Annotated in this window: 27 protein-coding genes; 21 read left to right on the top strand and 6 right to left on the bottom strand. The window is 66.9% G+C overall.

Translation table 11 applies throughout. The annotated features are described in order from the left end of the window. Nucleotides 1-2: 2 nt before the first annotated feature. The 11 genes from rimM (at nt 3) to L1892_RS04725 (ending at nt 6,892) form a co-directional block, all read left to right on the top strand. Nucleotides 3-524: a ribosome maturation factor RimM gene (gene rimM / locus L1892_RS04775; protein ID WP_235722292.1), complete on the top strand. Its 522-nt coding sequence runs from the start codon at nt 3-5 to the stop codon at nt 522-524. 2 nt (nt 525-526) lie between these two features. Further along, a complete protein-coding gene (trmD, locus tag L1892_RS04770) occupies nt 527-1,228 on the top strand; it encodes a tRNA (guanosine(37)-N1)-methyltransferase TrmD (protein ID WP_235722291.1) in 702 nt (233 codons plus the stop codon). Nucleotides 1,229-1,322: 94 nt separating this feature from the next. Further along, complete coding sequence (locus L1892_RS04765) at nt 1,323-1,655, top strand: YbaB/EbfC family nucleoid-associated protein (RefSeq protein WP_235722290.1); 333 nt, start codon at nt 1,323-1,325, stop codon at nt 1,653-1,655. 23 nt (nt 1,656-1,678) lie between these two features. Further along, on the top strand, nt 1,679-2,059 hold the full coding sequence (locus L1892_RS04760) for a hypothetical protein (RefSeq protein WP_235722289.1): 381 nt from the start codon (nt 1,679-1,681) through the stop codon (nt 2,057-2,059). After that, a complete protein-coding gene (locus L1892_RS04755; protein ID WP_235722288.1) occupies nt 2,056-3,105 on the top strand; it encodes a hypothetical protein in 1,050 nt (349 codons plus the stop codon). Before L1892_RS04760 ends, L1892_RS04755 begins: the two co-directional genes overlap by 4 nt. Beyond that, nucleotides 3,102-3,545, top strand: a complete 444-nt coding sequence (locus L1892_RS04750; RefSeq protein WP_235722287.1) for a hypothetical protein — start codon at nt 3,102-3,104, stop codon at nt 3,543-3,545. The genes L1892_RS04755 and L1892_RS04750 overlap by 4 nt, the downstream gene beginning before the upstream one ends. 9 nt (nt 3,546-3,554) lie before the next feature. After that, nucleotides 3,555-4,544, top strand: a complete 990-nt coding sequence (locus L1892_RS04745) for a hypothetical protein (protein WP_235722286.1) — start codon at nt 3,555-3,557, stop codon at nt 4,542-4,544. A gap of 79 nt (nt 4,545-4,623) precedes the next feature. Continuing rightward, a complete protein-coding gene (gene rplS / locus L1892_RS04740; RefSeq protein ID WP_235722285.1) occupies nt 4,624-4,965 on the top strand; it encodes a 50S ribosomal protein L19 in 342 nt (113 codons plus the stop codon). An 18-nt stretch (nt 4,966-4,983) separates the two neighbouring features. Further along, a complete protein-coding gene (lepB, locus tag L1892_RS04735; RefSeq protein WP_235722284.1) occupies nt 4,984-5,868 on the top strand; it encodes a signal peptidase I in 885 nt (294 codons plus the stop codon). A 30-nt stretch (nt 5,869-5,898) separates the two neighbouring features. After that, the gene (locus L1892_RS04730) at nt 5,899-6,591 is read left to right on the top strand and encodes a ribonuclease HII (RefSeq protein WP_235722283.1); all 693 of its coding nucleotides are present in this window, start codon (nt 5,899-5,901) and stop codon (nt 6,589-6,591) included. Further along, entirely contained in the window at nt 6,581-6,892 is a 312-nt protein-coding gene (locus tag L1892_RS04725) for a DUF2469 domain-containing protein (protein ID WP_235722282.1), read from the top strand. The genes L1892_RS04730 and L1892_RS04725 overlap by 11 nt, the downstream gene beginning before the upstream one ends. A gap of 61 nt (nt 6,893-6,953) precedes the next feature. On the opposite strand, the gene L1892_RS25005 is transcribed toward L1892_RS04725, so the two are convergent. Then, nucleotides 6,954-7,559 carry a DUF3558 domain-containing protein gene (locus tag L1892_RS25005; protein ID WP_372474965.1) on the bottom strand — a complete coding sequence of 202 codons (606 nt, stop codon included), beginning with the start codon at nt 7,557-7,559 and terminating at the stop codon, nt 6,954-6,956. 22 nt (nt 7,560-7,581) lie between these two features. Then, nucleotides 7,582-8,007, bottom strand: a complete 426-nt coding sequence (locus L1892_RS04720; protein ID WP_235722281.1) for a hypothetical protein — start codon at nt 8,005-8,007, stop codon at nt 7,582-7,584. Between the two features lie 161 nt (nt 8,008-8,168). Between L1892_RS04720 and L1892_RS04715 the strand changes: the two genes are divergently transcribed. From L1892_RS04715 to dprA, 4 genes are all read left to right on the top strand, one after another. Continuing rightward, nucleotides 8,169-9,440 (top strand): hypothetical protein, encoded by a 1,272-nt coding sequence (locus L1892_RS04715; protein ID WP_235722280.1) that lies wholly within the window; start codon nt 8,169-8,171, stop codon nt 9,438-9,440. A 108-nt stretch (nt 9,441-9,548) separates the two neighbouring features. Then, nucleotides 9,549-9,986 (top strand): YraN family protein, encoded by a 438-nt coding sequence (locus L1892_RS04710; RefSeq protein WP_235722279.1) that lies wholly within the window; start codon nt 9,549-9,551, stop codon nt 9,984-9,986. Beyond that, nucleotides 9,983-11,518, top strand: coding sequence for a YifB family Mg chelatase-like AAA ATPase (locus L1892_RS04705; protein WP_235722278.1), 1,536 nt, complete (start codon nt 9,983-9,985; stop codon nt 11,516-11,518). The genes L1892_RS04710 and L1892_RS04705 overlap by 4 nt, the downstream gene beginning before the upstream one ends. Further along, nucleotides 11,518-12,642 (top strand): DNA-processing protein DprA, encoded by a 1,125-nt coding sequence (gene dprA / locus L1892_RS04700; RefSeq protein WP_235722277.1) that lies wholly within the window; start codon nt 11,518-11,520, stop codon nt 12,640-12,642. Before L1892_RS04705 ends, dprA begins: the two co-directional genes overlap by 1 nt. Nucleotides 12,643-12,673: 31 nt before the next feature. Here dprA and L1892_RS04695 read toward each other — a convergent pair whose 3' ends face one another. Then, nucleotides 12,674-13,198, bottom strand: coding sequence for a TetR/AcrR family transcriptional regulator (locus L1892_RS04695; RefSeq protein WP_235722276.1), 525 nt, complete (start codon nt 13,196-13,198; stop codon nt 12,674-12,676). 231 nt (nt 13,199-13,429) lie between these two features. Between L1892_RS04695 and L1892_RS04690 the strand changes: the two genes are divergently transcribed. Both L1892_RS04690 and L1892_RS04685 read left to right on the top strand, forming a co-directional pair. Then, nucleotides 13,430-14,293, top strand: a complete 864-nt coding sequence (locus tag L1892_RS04690; RefSeq protein ID WP_235722275.1) for a siderophore-interacting protein — start codon at nt 13,430-13,432, stop codon at nt 14,291-14,293. Between the two features lie 91 nt (nt 14,294-14,384). Further along, nucleotides 14,385-15,353 (top strand): tyrosine recombinase XerC, encoded by a 969-nt coding sequence (locus tag L1892_RS04685; RefSeq protein ID WP_235722274.1) that lies wholly within the window; start codon nt 14,385-14,387, stop codon nt 15,351-15,353. Here L1892_RS04685 and L1892_RS04680 read toward each other — a convergent pair. After that, nucleotides 15,301-15,855 carry a murein hydrolase activator EnvC family protein gene (locus tag L1892_RS04680; protein ID WP_235722273.1) on the bottom strand — a complete coding sequence of 185 codons (555 nt, stop codon included), beginning with the start codon at nt 15,853-15,855 and terminating at the stop codon, nt 15,301-15,303. The genes L1892_RS04685 and L1892_RS04680 overlap by 53 nt on opposite strands. A 366-nt stretch (nt 15,856-16,221) precedes the next feature. Here L1892_RS04680 and rpsB point away from each other — a divergent pair, with 366 nt between their 5' ends. After that, on the top strand, nt 16,222-17,040 hold the full coding sequence (rpsB, locus tag L1892_RS04675) for a 30S ribosomal protein S2 (RefSeq protein WP_235722272.1): 819 nt from the start codon (nt 16,222-16,224) through the stop codon (nt 17,038-17,040). Nucleotides 17,041-17,129: 89 nt separating this feature from the next. Then, nucleotides 17,130-17,954 carry a translation elongation factor Ts gene (gene tsf, locus L1892_RS04670; protein WP_235722271.1) on the top strand — a complete coding sequence of 275 codons (825 nt, stop codon included), beginning with the start codon at nt 17,130-17,132 and terminating at the stop codon, nt 17,952-17,954. 27 nt (nt 17,955-17,981) lie between these two features. On the opposite strand, the gene L1892_RS04665 is transcribed toward tsf, so the two are convergent. Together L1892_RS04665 and L1892_RS04660 are read right to left on the bottom strand one after the other, a co-directional pair. Then, the gene (locus tag L1892_RS04665) at nt 17,982-19,766 is read right to left on the bottom strand and encodes an MFS transporter (RefSeq protein WP_268899916.1); all 1,785 of its coding nucleotides are present in this window, start codon (nt 19,764-19,766) and stop codon (nt 17,982-17,984) included. Then, a complete protein-coding gene (locus L1892_RS04660; RefSeq protein WP_235722270.1) occupies nt 19,766-21,187 on the bottom strand; it encodes a condensation domain-containing protein in 1,422 nt (473 codons plus the stop codon). Before L1892_RS04660 ends, L1892_RS04665 begins: the two co-directional genes overlap by 1 nt. A gap of 301 nt (nt 21,188-21,488) precedes the next feature. On the opposite strand from L1892_RS04660, the gene L1892_RS04655 reads away from it, so the two are divergent. Beyond that, nucleotides 21,489-22,511, top strand: a complete 1,023-nt coding sequence (locus L1892_RS04655; protein ID WP_372474960.1) for an alpha/beta hydrolase — start codon at nt 21,489-21,491, stop codon at nt 22,509-22,511. Beyond that, nucleotides 22,508-23,452 (top strand): glucosyl-3-phosphoglycerate synthase, encoded by a 945-nt coding sequence (locus L1892_RS04650; RefSeq protein ID WP_235722269.1) that lies wholly within the window; start codon nt 22,508-22,510, stop codon nt 23,450-23,452. Before L1892_RS04655 ends, L1892_RS04650 begins: the two co-directional genes overlap by 4 nt. Nucleotides 23,453-23,577 lie beyond the last annotated feature (125 nt).

The raw sequence follows: 23,577 nt of genomic DNA, 5'->3' as shown, positions 1-23,577 counted from the left end.
CGATGGATCTCGTGATCGGCCGCGTGGCCAAATCGCACGGAGTGCGCGGCGAGATCGTCGTCGACATCCGCACCGATGATCCGACGGCACGATTCGCTCCCGGCACTGTTCTGCGTGGACTGCTGTCGCGCGGGGGTGGCGAGCAGAATTTCACCGTGACAGCCGCCCGGCACCATGCCGGGCGGCTGTTGCTGTCGGTGGCGGAGGCATCCGACCGCACTGCTGCCGATGCGCTGCGCGGGGTGCTGTTCGTGATCGACAGTTCCGAGGTCGATTCCGGGGATGATCCCGATGAGTTCTACGACCACGAGATCGAGGGCTTGCCCGTCACGACCGTCGACGGCGTCGAGGTCGGTGTGCTCGCCTCCGTCCTGCACCTGCCGGGCAGCGATGTGCTAGCCGTGCGGACTCCGGACGATCGCGAGGTGCTGGTGCCCTTCGTCCGCGAGATCGTGCCGTCGGTGACGACGGACGGCATCACGATCGATCCGCCGCCGGGCCTGATCGACGACCCCGAAGGATGACGATGCGGATCGACGTCGTCTCCATTTTCCCCGACTACCTCGACCCGTTGCGCGTTGCGCTACTGGGCAAGGCCATCGAGGCCGGCCGTATCAGTGTCGATGTGCACGACCTGCGTGAATGGACCCACGACGTCCACCGCAGTGTCGATGATTCGCCGTACGGCGGCGGTCCCGGCATGGTGATGAAGCCGCAGGTGTGGGGACCGTGTCTCGACGACGTGTGCCCCGACGCCGCGCTGCTGGTGGTGCCGACACCGGCCGGCGTGCCCTTCACCCAGGACACGGCCGAGCGTTGGAGTCGCGAACGCCACCTCGTGTTCGCCTGCGGGCGCTATGAGGGTATCGACCAACGGGTCTTTGCCGACGCGGCCCGCCGGGTGCGCGTCGAAGAGGTGTCGCTGGGGGATTTCGTTCTGATCGGCGGTGAGGTGGCGGCCATGGCGATGATCGAGGCCACCGTCCGGCTGCTCGACGGAGTGCTGGGCAATCCTCGTTCGCACCAAGAGGATTCGTTTTCCGACGGTCTACTCGAAGGCCCGAGCTACACCCGGCCGGTGTCGTGGCGTGGCCTGGATGTCCCCGAGGTGCTGCTCAGCGGGGACCACGCCAAAGTGGCGGCGTGGCGTCGCGAACAGGCGCTCGAACGCACCCGGGAACGGCGTCCCGACCTGCTGCCCGCCGAGGACGGAACCGACGGCCGGTGAGGCGCCGGACGGTCGACACACGGCGCAGAGTGCGACGGCGGTTCTCGCCCCGTCGATGCTGCCGATACGATCGATCGCACCGGGGAGGGGGCTCATGTCTGATCGATGGTCGGCCATGCTCGACGAACTCGAACGTCAGCGTGCCGAGTTGAGCCGTGTGAGCGAGGCGGTCGCACGGGTGACGGCGCACGCGACGAGCGCCGACAAGTTGGTGTCGGTCACCGTCGACGCCCGCGGGCTGTTGGTGGATCTGAGCATCGATCCGCGCGCCATGCGTCGGTACCGGGCCGAGCAATTGTCGGCGCAGATCACCTCGCTCGTCAGTGAGGCCGACCAGCGTCTGCACGATCAGCGGAACCAGATCCTGTCCGCGGCCGTCCAACCATCACCGGGCTATGCCGAGATCGGCGAGGATCGTCGGCGATGAATGCGACAGACGGGGGAGCAGACATGACCGAGGCAGCAGACATGACCGAGGCAGCAGACATGACCGAGGCAACGGCCGCGGGATTCGGCGGTAACCGGCTTCACGCCGACCTCACGGAGCTGACCGAGTTGGCCGAGCAGGTGGGCGCTGTCCACCGGGACGTCGACCGTCTGCTGGATGAGCTCGATGCGGTGCTCGGGGATGCCGATGCCGCGATCGGCGTCGACGAGGGCGCACGGGCGTTTCGCTCCGGCTTCGCACCGCGGGCCCACGAGATCCGGGGGGCGGCCGCATCGGCGGCCGCCGAGCTGGAACGTCACCGAAATTTGATCCGCCGCGGCATCGGTGAACTCGACGCCGCCGATCACGATGTCGCGCTGAGGCTCACCAAGGAATCCCGGTGACCGTCGGGGTCGTAGCGCTCCCGGTACCGCCGGAGATCCGGGCGCTGGCCGACGAACTCGCCCCCGGTCGGTGGCCGACCGCCGACGTGGCGACGCTGTACGAGTCCGCAGCACGCTGCCGCCGGTTGGCAACCCGGCTCGCCGCCGTCGTGGCCGAACTGGATGCAGCCCATCGGCGAGGCTCGGGCGGGTCCGGACAGTTCCGGGAAGGGCTCGACGCGGGGTATCGGGACATCGTGGCCTCCTCGGACTCCGCGCTCGCCCGCACCGCCGAGCGCCTGCAGTCTGCCGCCGACTCGCTGGAGCGTTACGCGGCAGCCACGGTCACCACGCACAACGACATGACGGTGATCGCATCGGTCGCCGATCGTGAACGGTTGCGCGGGGACCTGATGGCGTCACTCGGCGACGATTCCGCGCGAGTGGTGGCGGCCGGTGCCGGGCGGATGGCGCTGACCGCGGCGGGCGACGATTACACCGACCAGGCGACCGATGCCGGCCGTCACGGTGGGGATCACCCGCCCGCCGCCACCAGCGGCATGATGCCGTTCTCCGCGCTGGGGCCGATCGCCGCTGGGGCCGGGGTGCTCGCGGGGTCACACGCCGCCGCGGCCGGCGCCGAGTCCTCGGAGATGAGCGTGACCGATGCCGAATGGTTGCAGCGACGCGCAGCGGCACTGCAATCGGCGCTACCGGCGTCGGTGACCGGTTCGGTTCGGATGGCGGTCGGCGTCGGCCGCGGTCCCGACGGAGCCCGCACACTCGTCGTCGGTACTGACGAGTGCTATCCCTACGAGCGCGACGGAGTCGGCATCGGCGCGGCCGAGACTCTGGTCGGTGACGGGCAGGCCGCCGAGCTCGCCATCGTCGACCACATGGCCCGCCACGGCATCCGGTGCCAGGCGATCGCCGCCGCGACCCCCATGGATGCTGCGACCGTGGCGTCCCTGGCCGACACGGACACCCAACTGTTCGCACCAGACGCGCATGGCTCCGACGACGTCGGATCGGACTTCGCCGACGATTCGCAGCTGGACCAACCGTGAGTCACCGCGTCGACCGCCTGGACGCGGGACTTGCCGACCTGGTGGATCGCGTCGGAGCCGACGACCTCTCACCGTGCTTGTATTCTCTGGCCATCACGGTGATGTCGGCCGTCGATACGGGCGACGACACCGAGGTGACCGCGGCTCTCACCGAACTCAAGGAACGCGGGTCGGTGGCGCCGAGCAGTGCGCTCCAGATCAACAGCCTGCTCTCGCAGTACGAGCAACGTGCCTTCGCCGCACGGCGGCGAGGGGACCAGGCGGCGCGGGAGCGAGCGTTCTTCCAGGCGCGGGCGCTCAACTGCGTCGCGCACGTGATCGGTGCGGATCGGGGTGGTCGACCCGCTCGTGATCGGCTGCGCGATGCCACCTACGAGGCGGCTGTGGCCTGCCGCGGTCCGGCCGCCGTGCGCAGCGTGCTGATCCGCTATGCGGGCTAGCCTGGGCATGTGCACGATTGGCTCACCCGAGGGGCCTCGGACTGGCTGAACCACGACATCATCGATCGTGGGCGGCTGCCCCTGCTGGTGTTCTTCTTCGGGCTGATCGTCGGGTTCGTGGGGATTCGGATCAGTGTTCGCCTGATCCGCGCCGACGTGCGGTGGTGGTTCTCGAACGTGACCGCCGGCGATACCCACATCCATCACATGGTGTTCGGTGTGGTGCTGACATTGCTGTCGGGGCTCGGACTGATCGCGTTCGCAGTCAGTGGCGATCAAGCGGTGATGACGGTGTTGGCGGGGCTGTTCGGTGTCGGCGCCGCCCTGATCCTCGACGAGTTCGCACTGATCTTTTATCTGCGCGATGTGTACTGGTCACACGAGGGACGCACATCGGTCGACGCGGTCTTCATCGCGCTGGCCGCGACCGGCATGATCCTGCTGGGCTTCCGGCCCTTGGATCTCTATTTCGATGCTCTCGATGATCTGCGGGTCGGTCGAACCGCCGTCGTCGACGTCGCGGCGGCCACGCTGAATCTCGCGTTGGCGGCGCTCGTCGTTCTCAAGGGAAAGGTGTGGACCGGGGTCATCGGAGTGTTCGCCTGGCCGCTGCTGATCGTCGGGGTGTTGCGCCTGGCGCGACCGACCTCGCCGTGGGCGCGTTGGCGGTATCTGTCCCGGACCCGCAAGCTCGAGCGAGCCATTGCCCGCGAACGCACCTTGCGCCGACCGTTTGTCCGAGCCAAGATCCTGGTGCAGGATCTCATCGCCGGCACGCCCGATGTGCTGCCACACGTGCGCGCGGCCACCGAAGACCGGTTGAATCAGACAGTTCATCCGGCACCGCCGCCACCGGCGATTTCGCCCCACCGGGGTATCTCTGGCACAATAGTCGGGTTGCCTGGAGACGATGTCTCGACTCGGAGGAGAGCTCCGGACGGACCTGATCCGGGCGCACCCAACGACTCGGAGCACGAACCGGTCGAACCTCACAGATGATTCCCGACCTGTCGGGGGTACATGTGCGGGGCCGCCAGGTTCCTCTGTTCAGCGCATACGCCAGATTGGATCAACCACGATGAACACCCTCGACTTCCTCGACAAGCAGTCGCTCCGCGACGACATCCCCGAATTCGGCCCCGGCGACACCCTTGACGTCCACGTCAAGGTCATCGAGGGCTCCAAGGAACGTGTCCAGGTGTTCAAGGGTGTCGTGATCCGTCGCCAGGGTGGCGGCGTTCGCGAGACCTTCACCGTGCGCAAGGTGTCCTTCGGCGTCGGCGTTGAGCGCACCTTCCCGGTGCACAGCCCGAACCTGGCCAAGATCGACGTCGTCACCCGCGGTGACGTCCGTCGCGCCAAGCTGTACTACCTGCGCGATCTGCGCGGCAAGGCAGCCAAGATCAAGGAAAAGCGCTGACCCGTCTACCCTGACGACGTGGCCGACTCTCACTCCGCCGGTAACGAACCCGACCCCGATGCGCAGCGGTCGTCTGCCGATTCGTCCTCGCGTCCTGAGGACTACGGCTGGGATGACGACGGCGAGCACCCCGACGAGCGTCCGTGGCGCAGCAAGAAGGACAAGCCGGAGAAGCGTGGCTCGCTTCTGCGTGAAGCCGTCATCATCATCGGCTGTGTGCTGCTGTTGACCTGGTTGCTGCAGACCTTCGTCGGACGGCAGTACGTGATTCCGTCGGAATCGATGGAACCGACGTTGCATGGCTGTACAGGGTGCACCAACGACCGGATCGTCATCGACAAGCTGTCGTATCGATTCGGCGAGCCGGAACCCGGTGACGTGGTGGTGTTCAAGGCTCCGACCGAATCCTGGGACGGGGCGTGGCTCTCGCCGCGGTCGGACAACGCGGTGGTGCACAAGATCCAGGACGGACTGTCGTGGTTCGGCTTCGCGCCGCCGGACGAGAACAACCTCGTCAAGCGGGTGATCGCCACCGGCGGGCAGACCGTCGAGTGCCGCAACTCCGACAACGTGGGTGTCACCGTCGACGGTAAGCCACTCGACGAGCCCTACGTAGACAAGTCGCTGCAGGCCCAAGACGTGGCGGCCGGCAACGAGTTCGCGGCGAATCCGAACGGTCAGCCCAATGCGTGCTTCGGGCCGGATTTCGGTCCCGTCAAGGTGCCCGATGGCAACGTGTGGGTGATGGGCGACAACCGCGCGAACTCGGCGGACTCCCGGTTCCACATGGAGGACGAGTACCAGGGCACGGTGCCGGTCAGTGACATTCGCGGCAAGGTGCAGTTCATCATCTATCCCTTCTCGAGGATCGGTGGTGTGTCCTCGGACAACCCGCAGTCATGAGAGCTGACCTGTGATGTGGGAGCCCGACCGATGAGCCGGTGGCCGCCGAGATTCCCGATCCGACGGGCAGCGAGTCTGCGTACCTACGAGTTCGCGCTGCACCGCAACGGGCTCGGACCTGTCGCCGGGGTCGATGAGGCAGGCCGCGGCGCCTGTGCCGGGCCGCTGGTGGTCGCCGCGTGTGTACTCAAGCCCACGCAGCTGGCCTCGCTCGCCGATCTCGACGACTCCAAGCGACTGACCGAGGCCACGCGCGAGCAGCTCTACAAGGCGGTCACGAAGTACGCGTTGAGTTGGCATGCGGTGGTGATCCCCGCGGCCGAGATCGACCGCATCGGCATCCATGTCGCCAACATCGAGGGCATGCGGCGGGCCATCGCCGGCCTGGATGTGACCCCGGGTTATGTGTTGTCCGACGGTTTCGTCGTGCCAGGACTGACCGTTCCGTCGCTGCCGGTGATCGGCGGGGACGGTGCCGCCGCCTGCATCGCCGCCGCGAGCATCATCGCGAAGGTGACGCGCGACCGGCTGATGGTGGCGATGGATCAGGACCTGCCCGGCTACGATTTCGCCGTCCACAAGGGCTACAGCACCGCACATCACATGGCCTGCCTCGACCGTCACGGGCCGTCGCAGCAACACCGAATGTCCTACCGGAATGTCGCCTCCCGCGTGACCTCCGACCCCGACCCGACCACGATAGGCTTGACGAATGAGTGCTGAGGATCTCGAGAAGTACGAAACCGAGATGGAACTCTCCTTGTATCGGGAGTACAAGGACATCGTCGGACAGTTCACCTACGTGGTCGAGACCGAACGGCGCTTCTACCTCGCCAACTCCGTAGACCTGGTCCCGCGCAACACCGAGGGCGAGATCTACTTCGAGCTCCGCATGTCCGACGCTTGGGTCTGGGACATGTACCGCCCCGCCCGCTTCGTCAAGCAGGTCCGCGTCATCACCTTCAAGGACGTCAACATCGAGGAACTCGAGAAGCCCGAACTCCGCCTCCCCGACGAACCGTGACCTCCCCGGCGACTGAGTAGAACGTGCTGTTTTCCGGCACGTTCACCTCACTCGGATCTGGCTACTCCGGGATTTTGTCGATAGTTGCTTTGGTGAGATCGATTGCGCGTTGGCAGATTTCGGTGAGTGGGGGATTTGGGTTTCCGGTATACAATGCTTCAGTCACTACTCCAGATCCTCCGGATTGGACATATGTGAAGCAGCTGAAGTCATTCTGGTGCGCCACTCCGACCCGCCGACCGTCGATCTGGATCTCTGGCAGCCAAGTGAATACTTCGTTCATTGCCTTGTAGGACTCTAGACTCTCGAAGTCTCCGATAACTTGATTCGCGCGCCATCCGCTGACATCTTCGTCAATGTATTGCCACCGGCACCCTCTCAGGGTTTGGCCTGAAACACTGGCAGCGTCTTTCGACGTTGAAAAGTCAAGTCCTATTTCAGCCGCAACTTCGCGATCGACGGCAGTACAGGGCTCGTATGGCGTGCCGTCGTTGGAAGCATTCCAGCGCTTTGGATACGTGTTTTCGAACGGTAGGGCGTTTCCAGCTTCGTCGGTCTGCCTTATAGCTGAACTGTGAAGCGTCATCGACGGTTGTTCTGTCGCTGGCCCGCTAGCTGTGCATGCCGAAAGTGCCAAAGCGACTGCAGGGATCGAGCATCGCTTCATACGCGCAGTGAGGTAGTTCAAGTCAACTCGCCGTGCCCGGGAACTGTGTCATTGAGGACTGATCCGTCGCTGATATTTGGATAGCTGCGTTCTCGCATTTCTCCGCGAGTGCTTCGAGTTGCTGAATCTGCACCTTCAAGGCGTTGCTCCAGCCGCTGGTGTCTCCAAGGGTTTCGAGGACACGCGTGCGCAAGGCAGCGCCTTCGCTGCATCCTTCGCCTAGGTAACTCACCTTGAGAATCGGCGAGATGCGAGCCAAACAATCGTCAAGCGCTGCGGCCGCCTTCCGTGCGTCTGCAGCGCGCGCTTTCCACTTTCCTTCTTCGGAAAGCACGCCGATGCCATCAACTGCCTGCCCCCAGTCCCGTTGATCCGGTGCTGCTGTGATCTCGGGCATCGCGACACAGGGTTCCAGGACATAGTCGGACGCCTTTTGTCCGCCGCTCACGGTTTCCTCCCCACGTTGGTTTGGACGCACAGACCCCCGATGTGGTTCCAAGCGTCAACGCTTGCGAGCGGTGTGGCGTGATCCGCTCCAAGTGTCTGTAGCATAGCGGGCCAGATCCGGTGGCACGGATGTCCGTGGGTCGAGTCGGGGACGGAGGGGCGATGACGGGGGCGATCGGGGGCGGCAATACCAATTGGTTTGTCGCGATTCAGCAGATCTTGTCGCGTCTGGAGTCAATGGGTCCCGAGTCGGCGGCTGCCGACGCCCAAGCGCTGGCCCAGGCCATCTCCGCAGCTCACGAGGCGGCGCAACACCTCTACCGGTTCGGCGGTGACGGCCTGCAGGGGGTCGCGGCGAGCTCCAGCGAGGACGCGGCTCGGCAGATCTCCAGCGACATCGTGTCCGCGGCGGCGAACGCCCAGCCTGGCATCGACGCGCTCGTGAACGCCCAGTCGGTCTTGCTGGCCTCGCAGGCCCAGCGTGGATCGCTGATGGAACTTCAGGGCGAGCTCCTGAACCCGTTGGGCGACGCATTCGGCGCCATGACGAGGGCGGGGCTGTTGATGACCGAAACCTACAACGGTCCGATGAGTTCGGCCGGCGATGGCCTGGGTCTGGCCGGCACCACCGGAGCCGACGGTCTACTGGCCGGAACAGGGGCCGGGGGATCGGCCGGCGGGGCCGGTAGCAGTGGTGGCTCCAGCGCGGCGGCGCGGTCCTCGGCGGCCGCAGCCACCGATCTGGGTGACTACGGTTCGCAGTCTGCGAAGCAACCGACAGCCCCGCCGAGCGGCGGTACCTCTGCCGATCCCATGCCACAGGCAGACTCGGCGAACGCCGGCGACTCCCCGCTGTCCCTCGGCGAGGGCAGTGGCAACGGCGGCGGCGGGGGAGATGGGCCCGACAGCTTGACTCGTGGCGGACTCGGCAGCCCCGACTCGTCGAGCAGCACGGTGTCACCGGCCGCGATGATGATGCCCGGCAGTGCGGCCGCCGGCGCGGGTGGTGCAAAACTCGCGGGCAGTGGGGGCGCGGGAGGTTCTTCGGCCGGCGGGTCCAGCGGCTCGAGCGGAGCGAATCCCGCGGCACTGTCTCGCCGCTTGTCGGCCGCAATGCCCACAGCTGCGCCCACGTCGGGCACCTCCGCGACGACGACGCCGGTCGGTGCCGGTCCGAGCCGAGCGGGTGCGGCTCCGATGGGCGCACCCCATGGCGGCGGCCGCGGCCGCGGGCCCAACAACACCGAGCACAAATCCGCACACTATCTGCACACCACCGACAACGGTGCCGAAATCGTCGGCACCCTGCCCCTGGTGGGCCCCCCGGTCATCGGCGATTGGGCACCACCACAACCGATCACGCCGGCCGCCTCCGACGATGCCGCGTCGTCGTCCGAACCCGACGACAACCCGGACCGAGACCTCAAGCTCTGACCCGTGCCACCCCCGGACCGGCTGTCCACAGGGGTGCTCTGTCCACAGATCTGCATCGGACATCGTCGTACAGGCTGATTCGCGGCCTCACCCGACGATGCTGCTCTCATGAGCGAGAACCCATCCCGGCCGTCCGATCCACCGTCTGCTCGGAACTCATCGCGGACTCGACCGAGCACAGCCGAGATCGGCCGTTGCGGTGAGGATCTGGCCGCCGACTTCGTGGTGGAACTCGGTTGGCGAGTACTGGATCGCAACTGGCGTAACCGTTTCGGGGAACTCGACATCATCGCTGCCGACGCCGATGAACTGGTGGTGGTCGAGGTCAAGACACGGGCCTCACGGGTCTTCGACGATCCGGTCGCCGCGGTCACACCGCTCAAGTTCGCACGCATGCGCCGCCTGGCCCGAGAATGGCTCGCCGGCAACCGCGACCGCTGGTGGTCACGTATCCGGTTCGACATCATCAGCGTGCAACTCGACCCGCACGAACCGTTGGCGCTCGACCGCGCGAGGGTGCGCCACCACCGGGGAGTGTTCGAATGACCGACGACCCGCGCCTGACGACCGGGCTGGGTTCGATCCAGTCGGTGGGGCTCAACGCCTTCGAAGCCAATCAGATCGAGATCCAGGCCAATGTCGGACACGGCTTGCCCGGCTTCGTCGTCAACGGCAAGGTCGACGCATCGTTGCGAGAGGCCAAGGACCGGGTGCGCGCCGCGATCAGCAACAGCGGGCTGAAGTTCCCCGATCTCAAGGTGACGGTATCGCTCGCACCGGCCGACCTCCCCAAAGCCGGGTCCTCGTTCGATCTTGGTATGGCACTGGCGATCCTGGCCGCGACCAAGCAGGTCACGGTCTCGCGCACCGCACGCACGGTGTTCCTCGGAGAACTCGGACTCGACGGCGGGCTCCGACCGGTCCGAGGCGTGCTGCCTGCGCTCAAACACGCCCGCGATCACGGTTTCACCCATGCGGTCGTGCCGATGTCCAACGTCGCAGAGGCGACGTTGGTGACCGACCTGGAGATCGGCGGCGCGGAGAACCTCACAGAAGTGGTGCGATGGCTGGCCGGCGAGACGGTCCTCGACACGGTGACCGACAGTGAATCCCTCCCGCCGCCGATCGAGTATCACGACATGTCCGAGGTGGTGGGTCAGTCCGAGGCGCGCCACGCGCTCGAGATCGCCGCGGCGGGAGCGCATCACGTGTTGATGACCGGGCCGCCTGGCATCGGTAAGACGATGTTGGCGCGACGCCTGCCGGGGATACTCCCGCCGCTCGGATCCGAGGAATCGCTGGAGGTGACCGCCATTCACAGCATCGCCGGTACCCTACGTGCGGGTCGCCCGTTGGTGACCGAGCCACCGTTCATCGCCCCACACCACACCACCTCCACCACCGCGCTGCTCGGCGGTGGTACCGGGATGGCCAGGCCGGGTGCAGTATCCCGGGCGCACCGAGGAGTGCTGTTCCTCGACGAATGTGCCGAGATGGGGCCGAAAGTGTTGGACGCCTTGCGCCAACCGCTCGAAGAAGGGGAGGTCCGGGTCTCGCGACGCGACGGGGTGGCCACCTACCCGGCGCGGTTTCAGCTGATCATGGCCGCCAACCCGTGCCCGTGCGCCCCGGCGCACGACATCGACTGCATCTGCTCGGCGGTTGCCAGGCGACGCTACCTGGGGAAGCTGTCCGGACCGCTGATGGACCGCGTCGACATACGGGTAAGGATGGACCCGCCAGGCAATACGGCATTGATGTCGGACGCCGAGGAATCCAGTACCGCCGTCCGGGACCGTGTGGCGGCCGCTCGTCGTGCGGCGCTGGATCGGTGGGGGTGTCACGGGTGGCTGACCAATGCCGAAGTTCCCGGTTCGGCTCTGCGGCAGCGTTTTCGGCTGTCACCGGCGGCTCTGCGTCCGATCGAGTTGTTCTTACGGGACGGACGAGTGACCGCGCGCGGCGCCGACCGGGCCATCCGGTTGGCCTGGACGCTGGGAGACCTGAAAGGGCTGACGCAGCCGGGCGAGACGGAGGTCGCCGAGGCATTGCTCTATCGCGACCGTGGTGGGTGCTGATGACCGACGACACCGAACTGCGTGCCTGGGCCTACCTCGCCCGGGTTGTCGAGCCACCCAACGCTCCGCTGCTGTCGCTGTGCGATGAGCTCGGTCCAATCGAGACGGCTGCCGCCATCCGTGCACGTTCGGTGCCGCACGGCCACGACGAGGTCCTGACGGCGACGGCTGCCCGAGCCGACACCGATCTGGCGGCGCAGGATCTGGACGTTGCCGCGCGGATCGGTGCCCGATTGGTGACCCGAGACGACCCGGAGTGGCCCGCCTGGCCGTTGTTGGCGCTCGGGCAGGCCGACACCGCATTTCGTGGCGGCGAACCCCTCGCCTTGTGGGTTCGCGGCACCTCCCGTCTCGACGAGGTGGCGTCCACCGGCATCGCGCTGATCGGGTCGCGGGCGGCCTCACGCTACGGCGAACAGGTCACCTCGACGTTGGCGGGCGGGCTCGTCGCGGAGAACTGGGCGGTGGTCTCGGGTGGGGCCTTCGGCGTCGACGGCGCGGCGCATCGCGCGGCGGTGGCCTGTGGCGGCCAGACAATGGCCGTGATGGCCTGCGGAATCGACCGCGACTACCCGGCAGGACATGCTCGACTCTTCGACCAGATCGCCGAGAACGGGCTCGTGCTCTCCGAGTATCCGCCGGGCACCACAGCTGCGAAACATCGGTTCCTCACCCGCAATCGGCTGGTCGCGGCGATGTCGAAAGCTGTGGTGGTGGTTGAGGCGGGTCGACGGTCGGGTGCTGCGAACACCGCGGCCTGGGCGCGCAAACTCGGTCGTCCGCTCGGCGCGGTCCCGGGGCCCGTCACCTCGGCCACGTCGATCGGATGTCATCAGCTGATCGCCGACGGGCTCGCCGCGCTCATCATCGACCCGCAGGCGGTGATCGCGCTGGCTGCCCCGGATGGCAGTGGGGACATGGGGCGAGGTCCGGTGCGGTCCACCGACGCGTTGTCGCCGGAAGCCAAGCGGGTGCATGACGCGATACCCGCACGCGGGTCGGTGACGATCGAAGAGATCGCCTTCTCGGCGGGCCTCGAGACCGCCCGGGTCAGGTCGGCGCTGGCTCACATGGATGTCAGCGGTCATGTCGTCAACGTCGACGGTGCGTGGCGGCTGGCATGACCAGACACCCGACGGCGAGTTGCTGCTCGTCCTATCTACGGATCAGCATCTCGACGAAGATGCGTTTGTCGTCCTCGGTGGGCGCCTCGACTCGTTCGCCGCCCTGCATGTAGCCGATCCCGACGTACACGAGCGCGGTGGCGCGCGCGTGCGCGTCCAACGGCGAGAAACCCAGCTCCACGAAAGCGTCCTGTGCGACATCGAATGTCGTGTGATCGAGCGCCACCACCGCCGCCTGGAGCTCGGGGTCGGTCTCGGCCCACGCGCGTACCGCTGCCTCCACCGAACGGCGGCGGGTATTGCTGACCAGTTCGCCCATCGACTGGATTCGCTCGACCGGCGGCAACTCCTGCAGATTGGCGAGCGTCCGCCGGGCCGCTTCCTCGATCCCACGGCAATGATCTGACAGCGCCGTCATCAACGCCGAGATGTCGGTGAAATGCCAGTAGAAGCTGCCCTTGGTGACCCCGAGCCGGTCGCACAGACGGGAGATCTTGATGGCACCGACACCGTCACTCATCAGCACCTGCATCGCCGCGTCGAGCCAATCGTCCACAGTGAGGCGGGACCCTCGTCTGGGTGACGACGACTCCGGCATGACTTCCCTCGCTCGGACTGGTGAGACAGATATTCAACGACCTGAAGTCCAAGATTAGATCACCACCGTCGCCGGTGCGGGCGCGGTGCAGGTCGCTGGGCAGCTCGGTGCCAACGGGACGTCGCCCGACGTCCCGTTCTGGTTAGGTTTACCTAATAGGGCGTACTGTGGTCGCGGAGAGGAGGCTTCATGGCCAAGAATCTGAACGTGATGACGGTGCTACGTCGCGAGCAGCTGACCCCGCACATCGTCCGGCTGTATCTCGGTGGCAACGGTTTCGACGACTTCGTCCCAGCGGGGGAGCCGGCGAGCTGGGACACAGACATGTACATCAAGCTCGCCTTCGGGCCCGACGGTGAGCCGTACCGCGGACGCGACTTCGACCGCAAGATGATCCGACTGCTGCCTTCGCGCGAGCAACCGGTGCTGCGGACTTACACGGTCCGGTCGATCGACCTCGCGGCGCGCGAGATGGCGGTCGACTTCGTCGTACACGGCGACGAGGGTATCGCCGGCCCGTGGGCAGCGCGGGTCGTGGCCGGCACCACCATCCACTTCCTCGGCCCGGGTAGCGGCTACCGGCCGCGCGGCGACGCCCCGTGGCACCTGTTGGCCGCCGACGAGGCGGGTCTGCCCGCAGTGGCCGCTGCCCTCGAAGCGCTGCCGGCGGACGCGATCGCAAAGGTCTTCGTCGAGGTCGCCGGACCCGAGGACGAGATCGAGCTGACCGCCCCGCCCGGGGCCGACATCGTCTGGGTGCATCGAGGTGGCGCGGCCGGTGAGGTCGCAGACGAACGGGCCGGCGACAACGCACCGCTGATCAGCGCGGTCCGCAACGCGGACTGGCTCGACGGGGAACCGCAGGTGTTCATCCACGGTGAGGCCCAGGCGGTGATGCACAACCTTCGCGCCTACGTCCGCAAGGAACGTGGCGTGAGTGCGGCCAACGCATCGATCTCCGGGTACTGGCGCCGGGGCCGCACAGAAGAGGGTTTCCGGGAGTGGAAATCGGAACTACGGGCCGCAGAGGAAGCGGCCGGCGCGCCTGCCTGAACGCCTGCAGCTCGCCGCGTCGGCGGCCACGATCCGGCAACGACCCGCGTGGCCGGTTGCGCCCGGCCCGCCAAGCCGCTTGGGTCGGACCATGACCGACCGGTCCAACACCCGAAAGTCGTCGTCCACTGTGGATGGCCACGGGCTCCTCGGCGACTTCACCAACCATCTCCGTTACGAGAAGGGACTCAGCGAGCACACCGTTCGCGCCTACGTCGGTGATGCTCGGGGCCTGGTGGCCTTCGCGGGTGCGCGCGGAGTTGCGATCACCGCGATGGATCTGGCGTTGTTGCGCGGCTGGCTCGCCGACCACACTCGCCGCGGGGCGGTCCGGACCACTGTTGCGCGTCAGGTCTCCTCGGCAAAGGCATTCTGCGCGTGGGCCGTTCGTGAAGGAGTGCTGGAGCACGACCCGGCGACCCGATTGCAGGCCCCCAAAGCACACCGGACGTTGCCGACCGTGCTGGGTCAGGATCAGGCCGCGGCCGCCGTGTCGGCGGCCGACACCGTGACCGGCGGTGACGCTGCCGACGGCGAGACCGATCCTGTGCACATCGCCGTCGCCCTGCGCGACGCAGTCATCCTGGAGTTGCTCTACGCCAGCGGCATCCGAGTCGGTGAGCTGTGCGGACTCGACCTCGGCGATGTGGACACCGATCGGCGAGTGCTGCGGGTCATCGGCAAAGGCGACAAGCAACGATCGGTGCCCTACGGCGATCCCGCCGCCCGGGCGTTGCACCTATGGCTGCGTGACGGACGCGCGACGCTGGCGACCACGCGGTCCGGCGATGCGCTGCTGCTCGGCGTCAAGGGTGGGCGCCTCGACCAGCGGATGGCCCGTAGCGTGGTGCACCGCGCGGTGCAGGCTGCCGGAGTGCCCGACATCGGCCCGCACGGTCTGCGGCACAGCGCCGCCACGCATCTGCTCGAGGGCGGAGCGGATTTGCGGGTCGTGCAAGAACTTCTCGGACACTCGTCGCTGGCGACCACCCAGATCTACACCCACGTCAGCGTGGAACGCCTGCGGGCCGTGCATCGCCAAGCCCACCCGAGAGCCTGACACCGTCCGGTTCGACCGGCTTGAGTCGTACCCGGACGGCGCCGAGCAACGCCATCGGGTTCAGGTACACCGCCGCGCGACCGCTGCCGCGCCGTGCGCCCCAATGCAGACAGGCGACTGCCGGGCACCCCACATGACCCGCCACCACCACTCCGATCACCGTGCCGTGACGCACCGACTGACCTTCGCGCACCGACGCCCGGACCGGCTCGTAGGTGGTGATCAGGTCGTCGGTGTGCCGGATCGAAACGACCGGGCGTCCGGCGACCTCCCCGGCGAACCGGACACGGCCGTCACCGGCCGCGCGTACCGCGGCGCCAGGAGTTGCCGTGAGGTCCACCCCGCGATGCCCGGGAAGCCACCGTTGCTCCGGCGGGTCGAAGCCGCGCACCACCTCTGGCGAGGGGATCGGTGCGACAAAGCGGGTGTCGTCACCGAATGCGATCGCGGGCAGCAGCCACAGCAGCAGGGTGACCACGCAGAGCTCACCGACGGCGGTCATCAGCACGCGCAGCGTGGGTGACCATCGACCTCGGAATCGCGAAGACAGGGGCGTCATGTCTTTCAGACGCACGAGCGCGCCGGTTGGCTCCCGTGGATGTGCGAGACGCCGGTCACGGGGGCGGCTGCCGGGTTTTGGTTTTCTGCAGCTGACCGGCGTAAACTCGCTCACGCACCTCATCGCAGATCGATGAGGTGACTTCGCGCGCCTGCGAAGCGGCCGCCGTCACCTGTGACGACGCGGTCCACACCGCCGGGTGGGCGGTCTCGGAGCGGTTCCGCCGCCGCCGGGTCCACCACGGTTGCAGGCGCCAGGGTCGGCATCAACCGGTGTCGACATCAACTGCACACAAAGGATAGTGACGACATGGCTGTCGTGACCATGAAGCAGCTGCTGGACAGCGGCGCACACTTCGGGCATCAGACCCGCCGTTGGAACCCGAAGATGAAGCGGTTCATCTTCACCGACCGCAACGGCATCTACATCATCGACCTGCAGCAGACGCTGACCTACATCGACAAGGCGTACGAGTTCGTCAAGGAGACCGTCGCCCACGGTGGCACCGTGCTGTTCGTCGGCACCAAGAAGCAGGCGCAGGAGTCGATCGCCGCAGAGGCGACCCGCGTCGGGATGCCGTACGTCAACCAGCGCTGGCTCGGTGGCATGCTCACCAACTTTTCGACCGTCCACAAGCGCCTGCAGCGCCTGAAGGAACTCGAGACCATGGAGCAGACCGGTGGTTTCGAAGGTCGCACCAAGAAGGAAATCCTCATGCTCACGCGTGAGAAGAACAAGCTCGAGCGCACCCTCGGTGGTATCCGAGATATGGCCAAGGTGCCGTCTGCCGTTTGGGTGGTGGACACCAACAAGGAGCACATTGCTGTCGGTGAGGCACGCAAGCTCAACATCCCGGTCATCGCGATCCTCGACACCAACTGCGATCCCGATCTCGTCGACTACCCGATCCCGGGCAACGACGACGCGATCCGCAGTGCCGCACTGCTGACCCGTGTGGTCGCCTCGGCCGTTGCCGAGGGCGTGCAGGCCCGCGCCGGCCAGTCGTCGGATGACTCCAAGCCGGAGGCGGGCGGCGGCGAGCCGTTGGCCGAGTGGGAGCAGGAGCTGCTCACCCAGGCCACCGCTCCCGCGGGTGGCGAAGCCGGTACCGCACCGGCCGCCCAGTAACCGGTCGCATCACCTCACCCGGTCCTGATGCCGGTCGGGTCGCGACCCGACCGGCATCGACACACTCTCTCTAAGGAGGCTCGCCAACGATGGCGAACTACACCGCAGCCGATGTGAAGCGTCTCCGCGAGCTCACCGGCTCAGGAATGCTGGACTGCAAGAACGCGCTGGCCAACAATGACGGCGACTTCGACAAGGCCGTCGAGGAGCTGCGCATCAAGGGTGCCAAGGACGTCGGCAAGCGCGCCGAGCGCTCCACCGCCGAGGGCCTCGTGGCCGCCAAGGACGGCGCCCTGGTGGAGATCAACTCCGAGACCGACTTCGTGGCGAAGAATGCCGAGTTCCAAGAACTCGCCGACAAGATCGTCGCCGTCGCCGCGTCGGCGAAGACCACCGACCTCGACTCGCTGAAGGCCGCGAAGCTCGACGACGGCACCGTCGACGACGCCGTGCAGGCCCTCTCGGCGAAGATCGGTGAGAAGCTCGAACTGCGTCGCGTCGCCTACTACGACGGACCGGTCGCGGTGTACCTGCACAAGCGTGCTTCCGACCTGCCGCCCGCCGTGGGTGTGCTGGTGTCCTACACCGGTGAGGGCGACGACGCGGCCGAGGCTGCGCGTGGCGCCGCCATGCAGGTCGCCGCGCTGCGGGCCAGGTACGCCACCCGCGACGAGGTCCCCGCCGACATCGTGGAGAACGAGCGTCGTATCGCAGAGCAGACCGCGAAGGAAGAGGGCAAGCCCGAGCAGGCACTGCCGAAAATCGTCGAAGGCCGCGTCAACGGTTTCTACAAGGACGTCGTGCTGCTCGACCAGCCGTCGGTCCAGGACTCCAAGAAGACCGTCAAGGCTCTCCTCGACGAGGCCGGCGTGACCGTCAACGGTTTCACCCGCTTCGAGGTCGGCCAGGCCTGAGCCGGTCGCAGACCGCAGAACCCCGCGTCACTTACCGGTGGCGCGGGGTTCGTGCTGTGTGGCCCCGGTTCTGATACCCCGACCCGATCGGGGTCGACGTCGCAGGCCCAGGGTTCCCGACAGAATCGCGATCAGCACGCAGGCACCCGCCAGTACCCACAGGGTCGCGACGAATGCGCCCACGAAGCTGTGTGCGGCGACGGTGCGAGTGGCGTGGTGCAGCTGCGGGCCGGCTTGTGCGGCGATTGTGGCCGCCATACCGGTGGTGTCCCCGCCGCCGGGTTGGCAGCCCGCGGCCGGCCGTTCGGGATGGGCCGAGGTGAGTTGTGCCGAGGCGCAGTCGGCGAAGCGTTGGGTCACCGGCTCGCGGAAGATGGGTTCGACCGGGCTGTCGCGCAGCTCGGCGGTCAGCTGGGTACGCGCCGATGACACCGCCGTCTCGGCCTGCGAGGCGACCTGACCGAAGAAGAACACCGTCACCACGGCGAGGCCGATCGAGGCGCCGATCTGCTGGACAGTGGGAACACATCCGGACGCCGATCCGACGGTCTCCGGGGACGTGTCGGCCAGAATCGTCGTCTGCAACGGTGCGACGAACACACCCGTACCCAGCCCGCCCACCACCAGCGGGGCGATGACCGCGGGCACCGACAACATCGCGGTCTCCGGGCGAAGGACCACAGCGAGACACGCCAGACCGCCACCGAGTAGCAACGCGCCGAGTGCCAGTGTGCGGGCAGCGCCGATCCGCGACACGACCTGCGGCGACGCCACCGAACCCAGCGCGCCCCCGATCGCGAACGGGAGAGCGAGCAGCCCGGTTCGCAACGCGGAGTATCCGAGGCCGAACTGGGTGGTGATCGACACTGTGAAGAAGAACCCGGCGAACACGCTGAAGAACAACAGGGACAGCACCAGGCCGAGTGCGAATCGTCGTGAGGTGAACAAGTCCAACCGCAACAACGGTGTGCCCCCGCCACGGAGCAGGCGCTTCTCGACCCCGACGAACGCGATGAGCATCAGAGCTGCGAGCGCCAACAATACCCAGAGCAGCGGCGGCCATCCCATCTCACGGCCGACCGCCAAGGGATACAGCAGCAGGAACAGTCCGACGCTGGACAACGCGACGCCGGCCAGATCGATCCGGGCCGCCGGCCGATCGCGCAGCTGCGGCAGTCGTCGCCACGCGAGCGCGCATGCCGCGACACCCATCGGCAGATTCACGAAGAAGATTGTCCGCCACCCCCAGCCGGCGATGTCCGCGGTCACCAGCACGCCGCCGATGACCGGACCGAGCATGGCCGCGAGGCCGGCGACCGCACCGTAGACACCGAACACCAGTGGATGTCGGCTCTTGGGGAACAGCGCGGCGATCAACGCTAGTGTCTGCGCCGACATCAACGCCGCACTGACCCCTTGCGCGCCCCGCGCCACGATCAGCTCGAGCGGGTTCTGTGCGAGCCCACACGCCATCGACGTCACGACGAAGGCGATGACCGATCCGACGAACACCCGTCGCCGCCCGAGTCGGCCGCCGAGGGTCGCGGCGGTGAGCAGTGTGCATGCGAACGCCAGCGTGTACACACTGAGGACGAACAGCTGCTCCGACGTCGACGCCCCTAGCTCGCGGGTCAGGTCGGGCAAGGCGATGTTGACAATCGTCGTGTCGAGCATCTGCATGAACACGCCGACCAGACATCCGGTCAGTGCGAGTGCCGCCGACCGCCCGGACGCCGTGACCTCGCGCGGCGCGCTTGAGCGGCGCGCCCCCGATTTCCCCGAATGTGATTCGGCGACATCGGTTCCCGTCATCACGCCAGCGCTGGGGCGCTCAACACGTGGTCGCCGTCAGTCGCGACAGCGGTCATGATGCCGATGAATTTCTCGATGTACTCCTTGACCGAAACGTGTGCGATCTCGGTGTCGGGGTAGAGGAACGTCATCGAGGTCACGTCCTGGAATCGGTTGATCCACAGGAACACCTCCTCGCTGCTGCCGCGGTTGCCGTAGAGGCAGCCGTTGATCGCGTCGAACATCTCCACACCCGGCAGCTTGCGGACGTCGACGTAAGAGATCATCGGCACCGACCAGCCGGGCGAGACGTGGATGCCGTCGGCGGGCTCGACGAGTTCGAGGACGCGATGGAAGGACACGTCGGTCAGCTCCTTGCCGGCCGCGTAGCTGTGTCCCGCCTGGGTCGCCATCGATGTGAACCTCGCCGCACCGTCGACGGTGAGCGGCACCGGGATCAGGCTGGTGAACCAGCCGACCGAGTTGAGTTCGGGGCCCGCCGCTCGAGTGCTCTTCGGGGTCATCCCGAGGTAGTCGGACTCACCGGTGAAGTCGGCGTAGGCCATTGCTGCGACGGCCATGAGGCCGGCAGTGACGTTGGCGCCGTTGGCGCGACAGACATCTTCGAACCGTTGCGCTGCCGGTTCGTCGAAAACGGACGTGGTCAGATGCGCGCTACGGGTGTGGGTGTCGGACTCCTTGCCCAGTGGCAGGGGGAACCGGGGCAGGCTGCCGCCGTGTGCCTGCACCAACTCCACCCAGCGCTGGACATGCGGCGAGTGTCGGCTCAGCGTGCGTGAGATCGCCCGTTCCCGCGCGCAATAGTCCACGTAGCTGCCGACCGGAGACAGTGGATTCTCCATACCGAACGCCGCATTCATGTAGAGCGTCATCAGGTCGACGCAGGTCATCGCCTGGGAGATGCCGTCGGTGTTGAGGTGGTCGACCGCACAGTAGAGGGTGAACCCGCCCTCCCACTCGATGGCGCCGAAGCTGAAGCAATCCCAACGGAACGGGCCGGGGGTCTCCGCCTGCACGTGTTCACGTATCTGCGCGGCGTTGGGAAGCTCTCCGTGAGCTGCGTGGGCGAGTTCGATGATCTCCGGGTCGATCACGTGCCGGGACACCACACCGTCATCGTCGACGGCGAACCACGATTGGAAGGTGTCGTGACGGCGCAGGAACGTGGTCAGCGCCGTGGTCATCGCTTCGGTGTCGAGCGGTGCCTGGATGTCGAAGGCGATCAGGCAGAGGCGGGAGAAGCGGAAGCCGGCATCCCGGTTGCGTTGCGCGGCGCGCAGGTACTCCTCCTGCTGGTGCGACGGCGGGACGTGATGATCCGGGGCGTGTTCGGCGGCGGCGACCGTCTGTGGTGCGGCGACCCAACTCGTCACCCGGCCGGGTCGGGGATCCCATTCGTCGATGAGTCCGAAACTGACCATCTCGCACCTCATTTCATTGCGCATCAGCGTTGTGTGACTGCGGGCAGTGCGCCCGGGGCCGTCGGCTGGCGCCGTGTGTGCCAGATCACTCGACGACGCTGTGACCGTACCGTCGGCATCGCGTGACAATCAAGGAGTTGACTCTGAAAGGTCTTGTTTCACAACATGTTCGACTGTCTGGGTCGATTGTCCTAATTGTGATCTCCACCATTGTTCCCACGAACGTGAGTGGGGGTGGGGCACACTCCGACTCGAATCTGGAATGTGAGCCCGGCGGATCGAATCTTGGGGGACCGCAGTGATGAGACCCGAGGGCGGTGCACGCCCGACACGGACGGTCGTGTGGTGTGCGGTGTTGGCCGCGATCGCGTCGGCGATGACGGCGCAGGTGTGGCCGGGTGTGGCATCGGCCGACCCGCGCATCGCACGGATTGTGGCCGAGCAGGTGCAGCCGAGCCGGGAAGTCGACGTGACCGTCCGTTCGCCGTCGATGGGTGCTGACCTGCTGGTGAAGGTGCTGCCCGCAGCGACCGACGGGCCCGCCCCGACCCTTTATCTGCTCAACGGCGCCGCCGGCGGGGAGGGCGGCAGCAGTTGGTTCGATCAGACCGACATCCGATCCTTCTTCACCGGGCGCGGCGTCAACGTCGTGGTGCCGATGGGTGGTGCGGCCAGCTACTTCACCGACTGGCAGCGCGTCGACCCGACACTGGGCCGCCAGCGGTGGGCCACCTTCCTGACCGCCGAACTACCGGCGGTCATCGACACCCGTTTCGACGGGAACGGGCGTAACGCGATCGCCGGCATTTCGATGGCCGGCACCTCCGTCTTCCAGCTGTCACTGCATGCGCCGCAGCGGTATCGGGCGCTCGGATCGTTCAGCGGCTGCGCGCAGACCAGTGATCCGGTCGGGCAGGCGGTGGTCCGAATGGTCGTGGAAGGTCGCGGCGGCGGCAACACACTGAACATGTGGGGCCCGCCCTCCGATCCGGCCTGGGCAGCCAATGATCCCTATCTGCATGTCGAGGATTTCCGCGGCAAATCCATCTACGTGTCCAACGGGTCGGGGGCGCCCGGACGCTATGACACCCTCGACGGACCGGGCATCGACGGAGACGGAATGAAGCTGTTCGATCAGCTCGCGGTGGGCGCCGTGATCGAGACGGCGACCGCGCAGTGCACTCGCAACCTCCAGCAACGCATGCGTGCCCTCGGCGTGCCGGCCACCTTCCACCTCTATGCCGGTGGCACGCATTCCTGGCCGTACTGGCAGGACGAACTCCACCGGGCCTGGCCGCAATTCGAGGAGGCGTTGGCGGGATGACGATCGCGGGGATGCAGGATTCGGCCCCCTGGTTGGAGACCAACACCTGGGATCGCCTGCCTTGGAGCGTCGACGAGCTCATCGACCGCAAGGACGGCCGGACGGTGTCGGTGGTGCTGCCCGCGCTCGACGAGGAGGCCACGGTCGCGTCGGTGGTCGCGAGCATCACGCCTCTGCTCGGCGGACTTGTCGACGAGATCGTGGTCGTCGACTCGGGGTCGTCGGACAACACCATGGCGAGCGCGGCGGCCGCCGGTGCACGTGTCGAAACCCGGCAGTCGGCTCTCCCGGATGTCCCGGTGCTCGACGGGAAGGGTGAGGTCTTGTGGCGGTCGTTGGCCACCACCTGTGGCGACCTGGTGGTGTTTGTCGACAGCGACCTCGTCTCGCCGGACCCCGGGTACGTCCCTCGTCTGGTCGCGCCGCTGCTGATGGTGCCCGAACTGCATCTCGTCAAGGGCTATTACCGTCGGCCGCTGCTGAGCGCGGCAGGCGTCGATCCCGCCGGAGGCGGTCGGGTCACCGAGCTCGTGGTACGGCCGTTGCTCGCCGCGCTGCGGCCCGAGCTCGGCGCGCTGATCCAGCCGCTGGCCGGGGAGTACGCCGGCACACGTGAACTGTTGACCTCGATCCCGTTTGCAGCCGGGTACGGGGTGGAGATCGGCATCATCCTCGACACGGTGGAGCAATTCGGCATCGACGCCATCGGTCAGATCGACCTCGGCACCCGCATCCATCGCAACCGCCCCCTGCACGAACTCGGGCCGATGGCTCGACAGATCGTCGCGACGCTACTCGCTCGCGTCGGTGTCGAGGATTCGGGAAGTGCCTTGACCCAGTTCGTGATGGCCGACGGCAGTCATACCATCCGTCGGTCGTATCCGGTCCTCGACGACCGGCCACCCATGCGGACCGTCCTGGCCGCCGTCGGCAGTCGCTGACGCCGCGCCGCCTCCACCCCGCGGCCCGCCACCGAACAGCAGGTCGGGGTCCTTCGGTGCCCTTGTGAACGGTTTGTGACGCCGCATGTCATCGAACACCTCACGCCGGGACGTACGATATTCAC

The organism is Gordonia tangerina, from assembly GCF_021556435.1.
Taxonomy (GTDB): Bacteria; Actinomycetota; Actinomycetes; order Mycobacteriales; family Mycobacteriaceae; genus Gordonia; species Gordonia tangerina.
This window is presented reverse-complemented; position numbering and strand designations above follow the sequence as displayed.